General features: G+C 55.5%; 13 protein-coding genes. 6 read left to right on the top strand and 7 right to left on the bottom strand.

Going from position 1 to position 15,417, the window contains the following annotated elements; translation table 11 throughout:
• Positions 1-19 precede the first annotated feature (19 nt).
• Positions 20-214 carry a hypothetical protein gene (locus VMJ32_14185; GenBank protein ID HTQ40171.1) on the bottom strand — a complete coding sequence of 65 codons (195 nt, stop codon included), beginning with the start codon at positions 212-214 and terminating at the stop codon, positions 20-22.
• Positions 215-298: 84 nt separating this feature from the next.
• Entirely contained in the window at positions 299-610 is a 312-nt protein-coding gene (locus VMJ32_14180; GenBank protein HTQ40170.1) for a hypothetical protein, read from the bottom strand.
• Positions 611-903: 293 nt separating this feature from the next.
• Between VMJ32_14180 and VMJ32_14175 the strand changes: the two genes are divergently transcribed.
• Positions 904-1,524 (top strand): ECF-type sigma factor, encoded by a 621-nt coding sequence (locus VMJ32_14175; GenBank protein ID HTQ40169.1) that lies wholly within the window; start codon positions 904-906, stop codon positions 1,522-1,524.
• Positions 1,525-1,581: 57 nt separating this feature from the next.
• Entirely contained in the window at positions 1,582-1,755 is a 174-nt protein-coding gene (locus tag VMJ32_14170; GenBank protein ID HTQ40168.1) for a hypothetical protein, read from the top strand.
• Between the two features lie 551 nt (positions 1,756-2,306).
• Here the strand turns inward: VMJ32_14170 and VMJ32_14165 are convergent.
• The 4 genes from VMJ32_14165 to VMJ32_14150 all read right to left on the bottom strand — a co-directional run bounded on the left by VMJ32_14165 (position 2,307) and on the right by VMJ32_14150 (position 6,586).
• Positions 2,307-3,398: a glycosyl hydrolase 53 family protein gene (locus tag VMJ32_14165; GenBank protein HTQ40167.1), complete on the bottom strand. Its 1,092-nt coding sequence runs from the start codon at positions 3,396-3,398 to the stop codon at positions 2,307-2,309.
• Positions 3,395-4,495 carry a DUF1559 domain-containing protein gene (locus tag VMJ32_14160; protein HTQ40166.1) on the bottom strand — a complete coding sequence of 367 codons (1,101 nt, stop codon included), beginning with the start codon at positions 4,493-4,495 and terminating at the stop codon, positions 3,395-3,397. Before VMJ32_14160 ends, VMJ32_14165 begins: the two co-directional genes overlap by 4 nt.
• 203 nt (positions 4,496-4,698) lie before the next feature.
• Entirely contained in the window at positions 4,699-5,775 is a 1,077-nt protein-coding gene (locus tag VMJ32_14155; GenBank protein HTQ40165.1) for a dockerin type I domain-containing protein, read from the bottom strand.
• 64 nt (positions 5,776-5,839) lie between these two features.
• Positions 5,840-6,586: a hypothetical protein gene (locus VMJ32_14150; protein HTQ40164.1), complete on the bottom strand. Its 747-nt coding sequence runs from the start codon at positions 6,584-6,586 to the stop codon at positions 5,840-5,842.
• A gap of 586 nt (positions 6,587-7,172) precedes the next feature.
• Here VMJ32_14150 and VMJ32_14145 point away from each other — a divergent pair.
• The 4 genes from VMJ32_14145 (at position 7,173) to VMJ32_14130 (ending at position 13,823) form a co-directional block, all read left to right on the top strand.
• Positions 7,173-7,733 carry a sigma-70 family RNA polymerase sigma factor gene (locus VMJ32_14145; GenBank protein HTQ40163.1) on the top strand — a complete coding sequence of 187 codons (561 nt, stop codon included), beginning with the start codon at positions 7,173-7,175 and terminating at the stop codon, positions 7,731-7,733.
• A gap of 2 nt (positions 7,734-7,735) precedes the next feature.
• Positions 7,736-9,529: a LamG-like jellyroll fold domain-containing protein gene (locus tag VMJ32_14140; protein ID HTQ40162.1), complete on the top strand. Its 1,794-nt coding sequence runs from the start codon at positions 7,736-7,738 to the stop codon at positions 9,527-9,529.
• Positions 9,530-9,644: 115 nt separating this feature from the next.
• Positions 9,645-11,264 carry a glycosyl hydrolase 53 family protein gene (locus VMJ32_14135; GenBank protein HTQ40161.1) on the top strand — a complete coding sequence of 540 codons (1,620 nt, stop codon included), beginning with the start codon at positions 9,645-9,647 and terminating at the stop codon, positions 11,262-11,264.
• 42 nt (positions 11,265-11,306) lie between these two features.
• Entirely contained in the window at positions 11,307-13,823 is a 2,517-nt protein-coding gene (locus tag VMJ32_14130) for a beta-galactosidase (GenBank protein ID HTQ40160.1), read from the top strand.
• A gap of 125 nt (positions 13,824-13,948) precedes the next feature.
• On the opposite strand, the gene VMJ32_14125 is transcribed toward VMJ32_14130, so the two are convergent.
• Positions 13,949-14,746: a prohibitin family protein gene (locus tag VMJ32_14125; GenBank protein HTQ40159.1), complete on the bottom strand. Its 798-nt coding sequence runs from the start codon at positions 14,744-14,746 to the stop codon at positions 13,949-13,951.
• Positions 14,747-15,417: the final 671 nt, after the last annotated feature.

The raw sequence follows: 15,417 nt of genomic DNA, 5'->3' as shown, positions 1-15,417 counted from the left end.
ATCCTTTTCCTCGCGGCGGTCAGCATTCGGGCCCGCCACCAAATTCTAATTCCTCCAGTCCCAAAAACTCACTGCCCAGCCGACTGTGGAAGCTCTTGGCGTAGCCGTTCTCCCAGAGGCTGCCCGGCGCGATGTACAAAGTCTCGATCCCGAACTGCTTCGCCCAGCGCCGAATCGCCTGGCTCCCGGGAAGCCGGCCACTTTGGTCTTTCAAGCTTTGCTGCCCCGGTCCCGCAAGAAAAAGTAGCTGGACTTCCCAGGAGGCCAAGATCTTCGTGCCGCTCAGACGAAGCGTCTGTCAGGAAAGCAATAGGGTAAACGATCCCGAAACGTGTGTAGCCCGGCACATACAGAGTGCATCCTTTGCCAGGTCGAAGACCGAGATTATCAGGAATCCGGTGGGACAATCGATTGATATGCTTTGTCCGGCTTCCACGGGAACTCGTTCCTCCCAGATGTCGTGATCATAGGGCGCCAGTAGCACCACGTGCGCAATGAACGAATAGCAGTTCTGGATACGGCAGGTCACGAAGGTAGGCATGGACGGATTGATTTCCACATCATGCAGCGGCAAACTTTCAACAATTTCGTTCAGGTAACTGGCTCTCATGCGGCTCGACTCCTTCGTGAAATGGGCTCGAGGAGATCAAACTGCCCCTAACCGCTCGGCACCCCCAAATGTCGCGGGATTGCCTATAATAAGCCCGCTATTTGGTCGCTTTGGACGACAGTAAAACCGGTCAATCACCAGATATTTTGCCGAAATTTCGTTTTTCAGGCATTTTTGCAGGGCGTCGACGGTCAGTGCAGTGCCTGTTTGCCGCATTACGCCGTGGCTGACGACCGATTAGAATACTTCCGGGGCGTGCAATTGGGATAACTTTGCATCAGCCTGCGCCGAGTATGGGCCAAGCCTCCGAAAACTCTGTAACACACTGGCTTCAGTCGTTGCGCCAAGGGAATAGCCTGGCAGCGGAACACCTTTGGGACAGATACTTCAACCGAGTCGTTTCGCTGGCTGAGAATCAATTGCCGTCGCACCAACGGCGTGCATCCGACGGGGAAGATGTGGCCCTTAGCGTACTAGACACGTTAATACGTGGCGCGGCTAAAGGACACTTTCCAAACCTGCACGATCGACGAGACTTGTGGTGTTTGCTGTTTGCGATCACCAAGCAAAAAGTAACCGATCTAAAGCGCTACGAAGGACGCAAGAAGCGCGGGGGCGGCTCCGTGCGGGGCGCTTCCGCCCTGAACGGCAGCTCTGCATCCGATGTGATTTTGACACTCGACGATCTATGTGGTGACGATCCAACCCCCGATTTTATTGTCGCCCTAGAAGAAGAGCACCGCCAGTTAATGACACTCTTGCGAAACGATATACTCCGTCAAATTGCGGCAGCGACCCTTGAGGGTTATGCCACTCAGGAGATTGCAAACCGCCTACAGATCTCCGTCCGAGCCGTGCAGCGCAAGCTGAATGTGATCCGTACGGCATGGTCTCGGGTCCTTGTCGTAAGCTAATCACTAACTCACTTAGCGCCATTTTGGGTAACGCAGATGATCTGCACAGAATCATCGTTGAAGTCCCGGCGCCGCGGCAAACTCCATGTTGCTGACGTGGATGGTTCTGTTGTCGAAGATGAGGCGGGCTCTGCGAAGTTGACGCTCAAGTACTGCTTCTTCAATCTGACCGTACCCAGGTTTTCAACACCGATGGGTATTCTGGTCGCCAGCGCCGATCAGTTTCCGTAACTTTTATTAGGCCGATTGAAGTCGACTAGTGTGACGATTCCACTGCGAATTGAATCCTGCAGTCTTCCCCAGCCACGGATTACTATTTGCAGTTCGACGTCAAGTGATGCCATGAATTGTCTCTTGAAGCACTCCGAATGCAGCGCCAGTGCAGCGCGGCACTGTTGACAATTCTCGCAACCACAAGCGATATTATCGTTTGTGGCCGAATCGCTTACGGGTTCGATTCCCGCCGCCTCCACTGGGACTCGCTGCGCTCGCTCATGGCAGGCCGGCGAATTAGTATTAAAAACGGCTTGAAATAGTAAGTCGATTTGACCCACGGCACGGAAGCCCATCATGCAACTGGCTGAAGCCGAAAAATTGGCACTCGACTTGATGCGGCGGCATGGATTGCTGCCCGGGTGGAAGTTTGCCTTCGATCGGGCAGTGCGGCCTGCTAGAAAAATAAGGTTTTTCTAGCATTTCAACTGGAATCAAGTTAGGGAGCAGGTCATCAAGAAGCTGCTAAGACGACTTCTTTCAGCTTAGTGCGCTAATTTGAACCGGCGCTAATCATGGTGACTGGCAACGGCCGCGCTGGCGGGCCCGTCGAATACCGTAATCACCGGTAAAGCGTTGCTGTCGTTATCGAACATGCCTCGGCTGGCGACGCCCCCCTTGCCGACGGCGGGTTCCCACCAGAATACGCCCTTGCCGCGGTGCTGCGGTGTATCGAGCACCGCCTGATTCACCGCCTCCAGAAATTGCTTTTGCCCCTCCGGCGTTTCCGGAAACGGCCCCGGCTTTTCGCGATATTCCGCCGGCCGCCAGTTGTAAGCCGCCTCAACCACGTAAATGTCTTTTTGATACGTCTCGGCCATAAACTTCAGATTGTTCCGCAAGTCGTCAATACTGCCGTGCCACCACGGGTAGTACGATTGGCCAATCACGTCGAACTGCACATCGTACTTCTGGCATTGGTCAAAAAACCACTTGGTTCCCTTGGCGTCGCCCCCCCGGTCGATGTGGATCATCACGAGCGGCCTGGCCGCATCGCCGCGCCCTGCTTCGACGCCGCGAATTCCCCCTTTCAGCAAGTCGGCAAACTGGCTCCAGTTATTCGGCAACCGTCCGTCGGGCCACAGCATGCCACCGGTCACTTCGTTGCCGATTTGCACCATGTCGGGCATGGCGTCGGCGTCGCGAAAGGCGGCGATGGTGTCGCGGGTGTAGGCGAACACGGCATCCACCAATTGCTCGTGCGACAATCCTTCCCAGGCTTTGGGAATGAATTGCTTTTGCGGATCGGCCCAAGTGTCGGAATAGTGAAAATCGAGCAGGAACTTATAACCCAGCGCCTTGGCTTGCTTCGCCAGGGCCAGCGTGTATTCCAAATTGTTGGGCAGCCGCGTGGGCGTGTGAAACAACCGCAGGCGAATCCAGTTGTAACCGTGATCTTTGAACAACTGCAGCGCGGGCTTGGGCTGGCCGGCATCTTTGAAAACGATGCCGCTTTTTTCCGCCTGCGCCGACGACGACAAATCAGCCCCAACCGCATAATCGTCTTGCGCTGCACGAACTAATCGGGGCCTTAAGCAAATACTTGCCAGGCACAGCGCGGCCAAAATCCACGAACAGAAAGTTCGACAAGACCGTGTCATTGGTCCACGCTCGCCTGTTGGCCGTCATGGCGATTGGCTAAATCTTTCAGCACCGTCAAGTCCGTATTCACGCTGACGAAATGCGCCGACCCGTCCGCCATACAAAAACTGCAACCGTTGGGATGCTTGCTGCCGAAGCTCACATCATTGTGTTTGGACACCTTGGCGGCATTCCTGCCCTTGTTCGGATAAGTCGGGTCGGCTTCGTTCGAAGCAACTTGAATACCATAGAAGACCTGAGCAGCATTGTACATCCAAAAGCCGTTGCCCGTTGTCGATAATTGGTAGGGGAGGTAAGCCGAGGGATCGGGTGTTCCCGAGGTGTTGCCATAAAATGCCTCGCCCGCATACCAACCCGCCACGAGGGTTCCGAAATCCCACGAGCATTCTCCTAGTAAAAACGTTTTGCTGGTGCCGTCGCTGATTTGGCTCACGCGCGTTTTGCTGGCTGGATAGATCACGCCGTTGGTGGCAATGCCGCCCCGCCAACTTGCCTGCGGTGGATAATTTGTCCCGCCAAACGCTACCGGAGCGCAGCCGGTCAGTTCCCACGGCGAATTTCCCGGACACGTATCTGCCAGTTTGCCCCCCATCACAGCGTAATAATGAGCCCGCTGCATGCCGCTGCCCGGGGTTCCGTTGTCCTGATTGAATATGATCATGGGTTCTGTGCTATCCTGCGACGGGCACTTGGTGAACGGAATCACCGTAGCAGGCACTTGCTCGTTGCCCGGATAATCCCAGCGAATGCTGAAGTTAATCAAATCGTGATAGAGCTTGTTCTCCATGTACGGCGTGACAATGGCAATGTAACCGTATGGCCCGGCGTATTGGCTGCCATTCTCGTCATACAGCGCGGATGGATAGTGCTTTCTCGCCGATTCGTAATTCAGACAAGCCAGGCCCAATTGCCGGATGGAATTCAGGCATTGCGAGCGGTGGGCCGCCTCCCGCGCCGCCTGAACCGCCGGCAACAGCAGGGCAATCAATATGCCGATGATGGCAATCACCACCAGCAGCTCCACGAGCGTAAACGCCCGCCGCAGGCGTGGCCGATGACATTCGACGGGCGACATTCTTTCCAATGGCTTCCTCATGAGCCATGCCTCTTTTACAGTTCGTGGTCCGCCTCGACCCGGTACGGTGAGCGGCTTTGAAAATTAAAAGCGCCCCCGGCGCCGCGGGCGCGCCAGGAGCAGGGGGGAGATTTCTTCCAAGGCCAATGGGGTACGCTGCGTTCGGGGAAACGATGCGTTCTCAATCGATCAGCGCTACCATCAGCGGGACAGGTTGGGCAGTCTTAAATTCTCGATCGGTGTTTCCTTGAGCGCCGGCCATGTCCCAGCAGCGCAATTCCGCCTAGAGTTAGAAGCACCAACGCACTTGGCTCTGGGACGCCAATGAGGGAACCATGACCATTCTGGAGGGCGGCCAACAAGTCCTGCAGATCGGCGTTGGTTACCTTGCCGTCGCCGTTCAAATCGCCCAAGGCTAAGTAATCGCTGGGCGAGAGGCCGTTGGTTGATTCAAACCCGCTGGGGTTGGCCAGGGCCTGTTCCATGGCCACAATGTCGCCGGCATCGACATGGCCGTCGCCATTGAAATCGCCCGGCTTCGGCGTATAGGTAAACGTGGCCGTGAAATTGGCATCGCCGAAGTAAGGACCAAAAGTTGAGAAGTAACCACCGCTGATGTAATTGGTTGCCGCCTTAAAGTAATCGCCATAGTGCTGCACGCTATTTGTATCCAAGTAATTGCGGCGATATCCATAATCGTGTGCCGGAACATATTCCGTTGGCCATCCATTCATGTCGCCGCTGTATCCATCGTACGGCATGCTCACCTGGTTGTAATTGACAATGATCACCGGCGTTAACACCGGCGTCAGCGTGCCGCCATTATTGTTGACGAAGATCGCTGCGTAGTCCGGAGATTCAAAAACCCCAAAGCCGTTCTGATCGTACGTGCCGCGCCCATAAGTCAGCGCCAGGTTGTTGAATGTAAAACTGATGGGCGCCCCAACGGCGTAATTCGCGCTGGTTACATCCAGTGTATTCGTCGAGAGACCAACGACCGTCGGGCTGGTGCTGCTGAAATTAGTGTCCCAGTTGACGATCGCCAATTGCACACCCGTGGCGTCTGCATTTCCCGATTTAAAGAATTGAAATTGCGTTAAATTCACGGTATTCCCTGTTGCACCGAAGACGCCAAACCCAGTCGCATCGGTTCCGAGTGAAAATCCCTGTCCATAAAGCGAATTCCAACTGCCGTCGCCCGTGAACGCCGTCGTGCCCGTCGCCGCCAGGATTGGTCGCACCCAGGCCACTAGCGCCACCGCCGTCAGAATCCAAGTCGTAAACCACAGGGACCGAGTCATGCTCCGCCTCCCAAATTGCAGGTAGCTCTCTTTCATCAGGTTGTCCGTAAATCGCTCTGGCCCTTTAAGCGCGCCGACGCCAGCCCAAGGTTAACAAGCCAAAGCACCCCACCGCCAACGCCAAGGAACAAGGCTCCGGAGCGGCGGTATAACTCAGCGTTGCCGTAAAATTCGCATCTCCCGCGTAACTGAAGGCACTGAAATAACCACTGTTGATGTAATTGCTCGTCGTATAAGCGTATTGACTATCGGTGCCGTAATTCGGCACGGGATGATAATCTCCGCCCCCCTGGTCAACATAATTGGCGGTCAGCCCCGACACCAAAACGGGAGTCAATGAACTTCCACTCACATTGACAAGAATCGCGCCGTAATCGCTCCCATAAGTCAGCCCCAGGTTGTTGAACGTGAAAGTGATCGGGTCGCCAGTGTTCAACGAACTGGTGCTGGCAATCGTGTTGGTCGAAAGCCCAATGTATCCGCTGGTGCTGGTCGATAAGCCGACCGTGTTGGGGTAAATGGTGTTGAAAATTGCCAATTGGATATTCGAAGCACTATCGGCTGTGCCTGATTTATAAAATTGAAACTGCGTCAAACTCACAGGGTCCCCGCTGTTCAAGCCACTTGGGCTGGTGCCGTTTGGCCCAATTAGCGAGGTATTGAAGCCCTGGCCATAAATCGTGTTCCAAGTGCCGCCACTGGTGTCGGCCACGGTGTACGAATCCGCCAACGCCGACGGCACACCAGTCAACACCCCCAATGCAAACAGGCCCACAAGGGTCCAGCAACGATGAAAGAGGCTGCAACACATAAGTCGCTACTCCTGGTGCAAACAAGGAATTGGAGAGGGAAGCAAACGCGGTGCCTCAGCCTCTGTCCCTCTAATTCCTGACTCACTGATGGCAATCACCAGGGTGCAAACTGGATCAAATCACAACGAATTCCCCAACCAGCGACCCCCGAAAACCATCCAAATCGTGCCTAATTAGCCTGCCGTTACTTAAGTTCCCCGCTGCTTGCCGAAACTTAACCAAAATCTGGCAAATATATTGGGCGGAAGTTGGACACCGTCCAACTCTTGCCACGCGGCCAAGGAATTTCACCTGTATCTATTAGCCACTCGATGCCTGAATGGACGGTTCGAATGTTACGTAAGATCAAAAGCAACAAAGACTTATCTACTCATGTGAGAAAACAGATCTTCCTATTCCACACTGAACTTGCTTGCAGAGTAATGCCTTATTGATCTGTTCTCTCTCCGGCCAAGACCGCCTTCAAAAAGGAAAAGATTCTCATTGCTTACTCATTTGTCAGAGATTCTAAGTAAGCAAATGCCCTGATCGGGTAAGGGAAATAGGGTCAGGTATCGCCAATTCCAGGCAGCGGTTTGTATAGAGATGGTTTCTGACGCGCCACACGAAGAAGAAAGCACGCCGCAAAACAGCGCGGTTCGCGAGTTGGCGCGTTTGTGGGTCCAATCGCAGTCCGTGATTTCGGCATACATTACGGCGAACATTCTCGACGTCCAGCATGCCGAAGATTTGGTTCAGGAAGTGGCTCAAGTAGTCGCCGAAAAATTCGATTCCTTCGATCGCACTCGCTCGTTCATTTCCTGGGCCTTGGGAATTGCCCGCAACCGCGTTTTGAAGTATTACCGTGCACGGGCCAGAGATCGGCTGGTGTTAAGCGAAAACGCCTTGGCGAAGTTGGAGGAGGCGTTGGAACACGTCGGGCAGGAAGCGGAAGAACGGCGGGCCGCCTTGAAGGTTTGCCTGGAGCGAATTCAAGGCCGACGGCGCGAAGTATTGGAAATGCGATACAGCCAAAACGCAAAAGTCGCTGATATTGCCCAGCGGTTTGGCATGTCGTCCGATGGCGTGTTTGTCATGCTGCATCGCATTCGCAAGGTGTTGTATGGATGCATCCATCGACAATTGGCACAGGAAGGAACCGGCTAACCATGTCCGATGAATCCGAACTTGATCTGCTCTTGAGCCGTTATTTGGACGGGTCGGTGAATGCCGACGAATTGGCTCAATTGGAATCTCGGTTGATTTCAGACGAGCAATTCGCCCAACACTTTTCTCGCTGGTGCTTGCTGCACCGTCAGATTTCGGAATTGTTCACCGAGAGCGTGCTGCACGAAATCATGAATCAATTCATCCAAGGCTCTCCCGCTTTGCCGAAAAAGGCTTTGTCGCAATTGACCGCCGCGAATAAACAAACCGCAGGGCCGATGAAGTTGGCTTTTTCTGATGAGCGCCGGTCCCGTGCCAACTCGCCGCTGCTGTTTTGGCGGCGTTGGTCGGTTCTGGGCGTGGCCGCGGCGGTGCTGCTTGCCGTCTCACTGTGGATATTTCAACAGCGGTCCAATTCCTGGCTCAGCGAAGTGCCCACCGCCCGCGATGTCGATGTTAACAATGTAGTGGCCACACTCACGCAAGCCGTCGACGCCGTTTGGGATCCACGTGGCCCGGCGTTTCATCCCGGGCAATTGTTCTGCAAAGGCAGCCACGTTGCCTTGAAATCGGGGATGGTAAAGCTGACGTTCGAATGCGGTGCGGAAGTGGTTCTGCAAGGGCCGTGCGATTTTGTGGCCGAAAGCCAGATGATGGGTGTGTTGAAATCAGGGAAAATCACCGCCCATGTGCCACACCGTGCATTTTCGTTCGCCATTCGCTCGCCCGGAGTCGATTTTGTCGATTTGGGCACGGCCTTCGGCGTCTCGGTCGGTTCCAACGGCCGCACCGAATTGCACGTGTTCGAAGGCGAAGTGTTGTGCAGCCAGGAGAAAAAAGAAGCGACGGACCACACCGATGTCATCCATGTCACAGCAGACAAAGCAGTGGAGTTTCAATCGCCCGGCGGCGAATCCAGCGACATCGCCTTTGACAAAGAACAATTCGCCCGGTTGATCGCCGTTCGTCGCACCGCCGAAGCGCCCCCCAAAAGCTTGGTCCCTAGCAAGTTGGCGCTCTGGCTGGCTGCTGATGCCGATGTTCAAACGGATGCCAATCATCGCGTGGTCACCTGGCCCGACATACTTTACGGCGATAATCGTTCCGCCGAAGATGCCACTCAAATCGACGAATCGGCTCGCCCCACCTTCGTTCCCAATGCTTTGAATGGCCATCCCGCTGTTCGGTTCGACGGCAAATCCAATTACATCGTTACCACACCGCTGGAAACCACCGACGATCAAACGGTCTTTTGCGTCTGCCAGTTTTCCCCCAACGCTTACGACAAAAATCGCCGTTGGGGTGGCCAAATTCTTAATTACGATGGTCCGCCCAGCCGCGAAGCAAATGGCTTTCTCAGCAACACGCTGCATCCCGGCGTGCTGCAAATTGGCGAGCCCCTGTTGGCCGAAGAGTTCAAGCCCACGTTGCTGACTGGTCAAGTGTTTGCCGGCTTCGTCGGCAGCGCAATTGTGGAATCAGGCCGGGTCGACACCCGCCAAGTCGGCGCGGAATTGCCCGTCGTCGTTTCGTATTTGTACGATTACACGCACGGTCGCGCCGTGTTGTCGATCAATGGGCGCGATTCCGGCGAAGCTCGGGCTTTTGCTCCGCAAGCTATTACTTCTCGAAAAATCATCGGCCGGCACGCCTGGAAAGAGCTTTTCTTCCAAGGCGATCTGGCCGAATTGCTTATTTACAATAAAGCGCTTTCACCCAGCGAATTGGCCGACACCACGGCTTATTTGGCGGACAAGTATTCCATACCGCTCGATTCGAATGTTGCCGCAAAATAATGCGGTTGCATCATAGCGTTGGGCAAAGCCGTATTTCAAAACACTGGCAGCGTTTGGGGAGTTGCCAGACTTGACGGGGAGATTTCGTGAGGTTCGGGGCGGAGTGAGGCAACAAATGCTTGCACGTTTTGTGCGCCCAGACTTTCATTGCAGCCAAGCCACCAAAGCATGGTTGCGCCGCGGTACGCGCACCCGGATCGTGTGGCGGCTTTTCTTATGCTCAGCGCTGTGCGCTTTCGCAAACGCTGCCTTTGCCGCCTACCCCTTCTACACCGGGGCCGACATCTCTTTGGAGACCTTCATGCAGCAGGAAGGCGTGAAGTTCACCGATAACAGCTCTGGCACGCCGGTGCAATTGCCCATGGATCAAATCATGTACGACGCTGGCGCCAATTTGTTCCGCCTCAGAATCTTTGTGAATCCGGCAACCACCTACACCAATTCTAACGCTGGGGCCATCCAAACCACTTCGTACGATATCGCCTTGGCCCAACAGATCAAAACCGACGATCCCGACGCCAAGCTCTTGCTGGATTTTCATTACTCCGACACTTGGGCCGACCCCGGCCACCAGGCCAAACCTTCCGCATGGAGCAGCGATGCTTCGCTGTCCACCTTGGAAAGCGATGTCACAATTTATACGGAAAGCACGTTGAACTCGTTTTATTCCTCCGGAGTCATGCCCAATATCGTCCAAATCGGCAACGAAACGACAGACGGTATGTTGTGGCAAACCGGCAGTTCAGGCGCGGCGGCGGTCGGCGGGCGAATTCTTTACCAGGGGGTGACATACACCGGACTCGGACTGACCAACAACAAACCCACGCAGGCGCAGACGAACCAAAGTTGGCAGAATTTCGGCGGGCTGCTGAATGCAGCCATCAAGGGGGTTAGGAACGCACAGTCCGACGACAATCTTCCGCGCATCCCGGTTTCGCTGAGCATCGACAAAGGAGATTTGGACGGCCAGCCGCAATCGTTCTACGCCAATATTCAGAGTTCGTCGCTGGGAAACGTCACCGATTTCGACATCGAAGGGGTCGATTTCTACCCCTCGTCGACCGATCTCATCTCCACCATGCAAACAAATCTGACCACATTGGCTGGCACCAACGAAACGGCTTTCACCAAGACCGGCAACACTCTCCCTCTGAAACGAATCATGGTGTTGGAAACCAACTATCCCTGGGAGAATGGCGGCAGTAGCTCCTACGCCGGGTGGGACAAAACGCCGGCCGGCCAGGAAGCCGAATTCCAGGCGGTCCGTAGCTTGGTTCAGGGCTTGCCCTATAACGATGGCGAAGGCGCACTGTATTGGTATCCAGAGGCGGTGCAGGCCGGCGGATTCAACATCTACAATGGCGGAGCCACGGCGCTGTTCGACGCCACGAGCAGCCACAACGCCCTGGCCGCAATGAACGCCTTTGCGCCGGTACGCGGCGATTTCAACGGCGACGGCGCATTCACCGCCGCCGATATTCCCGCCATGTTGAGCGCACTGGCCAACCTGAGCGATTACCAATCCAATAATGGCATTACAGACCCTGACATGCTCGATATCGGCGATTTCAATGGCGATGGACAAGTTACCAGCGCCGATCTCCAGGGAATGCTGGCCGCGCTCCGCGCCGGCCAGGGTTCATCCAGTCCCGCTCCCGAGCCGCCCGCCGGTTGGTTGCTGGCCATTAGCGGCTTGGCGATGTTGCACGCCCTGCGCCACCAACGCAAAATGTAACCATTGAATCCGCATCGACGCTCATCGAATTCAGCATCGACGATGAATCAATCTAGCGCCGTAGATCATCTCTTCACCACAGGCCACCGTCTCGTTTCCCCCATGGTCCGTACCCCGCTGATTTTTCTGCTTTCACTGCTGGCCATTTCGTTCTGGGCTGCCTATTGTCCCGCGCAAACCGTCAATCAAGTCGATCTCCGCCAGACCCCGCCCCAGCTACTCCGCGGCCATTTGCATTTGGGCGGCGCTAATCCGCAGGGCCAGTCGATCAGCTTCAACAGTTTGTACATGGAGCAAAACGGCCAACCCGTGTTGCCGGTGATGGGCGAATTTCATTATTGCCGCTCTCCTGAGTCTGAGTGGGACGAATCGCTGAAAAAAATCAAGGCCGCCGGCATCAACATCGTGTCCACGTACGTGTTCTGGAATATTCACGAGGAAACGGAGGGGCATTTCGATTGGACCGGATCGAAAGACCTGCGCCAGTTCGTTCAACTCTGCGCACAAAACGGCCTGCAAGTGATCGTGCGTGTGGGACCCTTCTGCCACGGCGAAATGCGCAACGGCGGGCTGCCCGACTGGCTTTATGGCCGCCCCTTCAATGTCCGGTCCAACGATCCCGCCTACTTGCATTACGTGGAGCGGCTGTATGGCGAAATCGGCAAGCAGCTAACCGGTTTGCTGTTCAAAGACGGTGGCCCGATCATCGGCTTCCAGATCGAAAACGAATATCACCATTCCGCGGCCCCCTGGGCATTTTCGTATCCGGGCCAGCCCCCGGAATGGGCCATTGCCGACGAAAACCGCTACCTGGTGCTGGGCTCAACCGGCGGTGTGAAAAAACAAGATTCCTATGCCGAAGAGGGGCGCAAGCACATGGCCAACTTGCTCGAGCTGGCACACAAAGCCGGGCTTGATGCCCCACTGTACACAGTCACCGGTTGGGGCAACGCCGCCATCGTCGACGACGCCACCATCCCCGTCACTTCAGCCTATCCGTTCCCAACCTGGGCCAAGGCCACGCCTTCCCCTTTATATCTTTACCACGATTTGCACAAGCAGCCCGATTACTCGCCGGTTTCCTATCAGCCGGAGCGATATCCGTCGTTTGGCGCGGAACTGGGCGGCGGAATTATGATCACGTACAGCCGGCGCCCCACGGTGTCGGCGCATGCCGTCGAGTCGCTCGTGATCCGCGAATTGGGCAGCGGCGCCAATGCCATCGGCTATTACATGTTCCACGGCGGGGCAACGCCGCGCGGAAAATCGTCTTATCTTAGCGAGGAACCCTCCGGCGTGCCGAAAATCTCCTACGACTTTCAAGCTCCCGTCGGCCAATACGGCCAACTGGCGGAGTCGTACGGCTATCTCAAGCTGATCCATTTCTTTCTCGACGATTTCGGCCCGCTGCTGGCGCCCATGGTCACCGTGTTGCCGGAAGGGGCCGCGAAAATGTCCCCCACCGACGTGGATCAACTTCGCTGGGCCGTGCGAACTCGTGCCGACAGCGGCTTTGTGTTCCTTCACAATTTTCAAGATCACGTTGCCACGCACGATCTTGCCGATCAGCAAATTATTTTACAAACCAACGACGGCCAGCTTCGCATTCCCAACGATTCCAGCTTTACGCTGAAAAGCGAAGCCGCCACGTTTTTTCCCTTCAACATCGATTTCGGCGGCGTCCGGGTAAAATATGCCACCGCCCAGCTCCTGGCGAATTTGAGCGAAAACGGAACGCCCCGGTATGCGTTTATCGCCGTTGACGGAATCAACCCCGAGTTCGCTTTCGATTCCAAGCCCCCTTCGCAAATCAAGTCCGAAGATTGTCAGGTGACCGCCGCCCAATCCATGTCGATCGTGCGTTGCCCGGGCGACAAAATCTCCGAGTTCACGGTCGAGGATGACAAACATCAAGCGGTCACATTTGCGGTGTTTCCCAAATCGCTGGCGCTTACGGCCTGGCGTGTGAAAACTAAAGAAGGAAATCGCCTGGCGTTTTCAGAAGCCACTTTGCTGAACCAGGTCGATGGCATCGAGGCTTGCAGCGTCGGGAACAACGTCATTTCGTTGGCGGTCTATCCGGCTCTGCACACCGCGCCGCAGTGCCAAGGCGCCGCGCTCACAGAATGTTCACCGCCACACCGCTCGCTGACAGCGTACACCTTGACACTGCCGGAAGTGGAACCGTTTGTGCACGCCAAAGTGGCCGACCGGAAAACCTTGACGCTCCGCAGCGACAAATCGTCGTTGCCCGACGGCGTGAACAATGTCTTCTTGGAAATCGACTACACCGGCGACACCGGCCTGGCGTTTATCAATGGCGAGCTGGTCGACGACCATTTTTATTTCGGGCAACCGTGGCGCATAGGCTTGAAGCGATTTTTATCGCGCGTGGCCGAAGAGGGCATGTACATCTCGTTCCGTCCCATTTACAAAGATGCGCCGTTTTTGGCCGATCTGCCGGCCGCAGCCGTTCCTGATTTTTCCAACCAGCGCGAAGAACTGCGCATCAACCATGTGCGCGTGCTGCCGGAATATCGCGCCGTACTCAGCTTCTAACCCGACCTTGAGCGCCCGAAACCCGCTCCACCATCTGCCGAAGAGTCGGGTGTTCATAGTTAGCCGCTGGGCTTGCCCAGCGGTGGTTTCATTTTATTACATTCTCTTGCACTTTCAGTGTGCCGCTACTTCGCCCCCTTGTCTGTGAATTTTCCCACGTCGATGAAGGGCACCGCGCCGCTGGTCACTTTCGGTAATGTGCCGTCCCATTTTTCGAGCGCCCGCAGTTGCAAAATCATGGGGTTATCGCGCAGGGCGTTAGCTTCAATCTGCATGGCGTCGGCCTTGCCTTTGGCTACGGCCACGGCCTGCTGGGCCTCGAATTCTTTTTGAGAGAGCAGATTTTTCGCGGCCAGGGCGTTTTGTTCCGCCGTGACTTTGGCTTCGATGGCCTGATTGAACGACGCGCTGAAATCAAAGTTCACAATATTCAACGCCTCGATTTTCAGCCCGATCGGATTTAGCTTCTCGGCAATCAACTTCGCAATCGCCTCGCGCACGTCTTCCCGCTTCGAAACCAATTCTTCGGCCGTGTATTGGGCAATCACCGCCTTAATGCTTTCCTGCATGGCCGGCCCGACCATCGTCTCTAAATAATCGGGCCCAATGGTTTGATACAAGAGCGCGCACTTGTCGGGCAGCACGCTCAAATTCAGCGCCACGACGGTTTTCACGCTTTGCAAATCTTTGCTGGCCCCCTCGGTTTCCACCTGTTCCTTTTGCATCCGCACGTCCATCGGCACCACGCGTTCCAGAAACGGTGTTTTTCCGTAAAGCCCTTCGCCCTTGATTTCGCCGGTAACGGCCCCCATCCGCAGCACCACGCCGCGATGCCCCGCCTCAATGGTCCCCCACGACCCCATCGCAACAAACAGTACGATGAATGCCACAGCCGCAGCGATCAGCAACCCCAGTGATTTCATAAACTCCCCTTTTTGTGTTGCATCCGTGACTTAACAGCTTGCCTATCCCCCGCCGCCGCAAGCCAATCCAACGACCTTCAGGCACACCCTTAAATATAGGTTCGCAACAGACCAGAGAATCTTGCCCGTCGGCAAGGGCTTTTTGATTAACCGGTGAATACGCCTCATTTAGCACCCGGGCGCGGGGCATTGTCAACCAGACCTCGATTGACTACATTGCGGCTGCGCCCGGTAATTTGTTTCCCTAGAAAATGGAGGTTTGTATGCGAAACAGGATTTTGTTTGCCGCTACGTTATTGGTCGCCGGTCTATGCACAACCACGGATGTTCAAGTGAGTGGCGTTGCCAGCCAACCTGGTATTTCCGCCGCTAGTCCTGACTCCTCCACACTGATTGCCCATATCCTACGTCGCCGGCGGGGTAATTCCGGCATGCAGTCAGCACCGGCAGCGACGCCAACGCCTTCTGCTGACCAGGGCACACCTAAGCCAGCATAAGTAAATTCGACCCCATGCCGCCGCGAGCCATGATTGGGAGCGCGGCGGTTTTTTATGCGCTGAATTGTCGTTGCCAGGTCATCAATTCCTTAAAATGTGCTGGCCCGGGCGCGGGGCGTTGTCAATCAGGTCACTAATTCCTTGCGTTGTCAGCTTTCAGGGGGTAAATTCAGG

The sequence above is a fragment of the Pirellulales bacterium genome (assembly GCA_035499655.1).
In the GTDB taxonomy this organism is placed as follows: Bacteria; Planctomycetota; Planctomycetia; order Pirellulales; family JADZDJ01; genus DATJYL01.
Note: the sequence above shows the minus strand (reverse complement) of the source record. Positions and strands in the feature narration are given on the sequence as shown.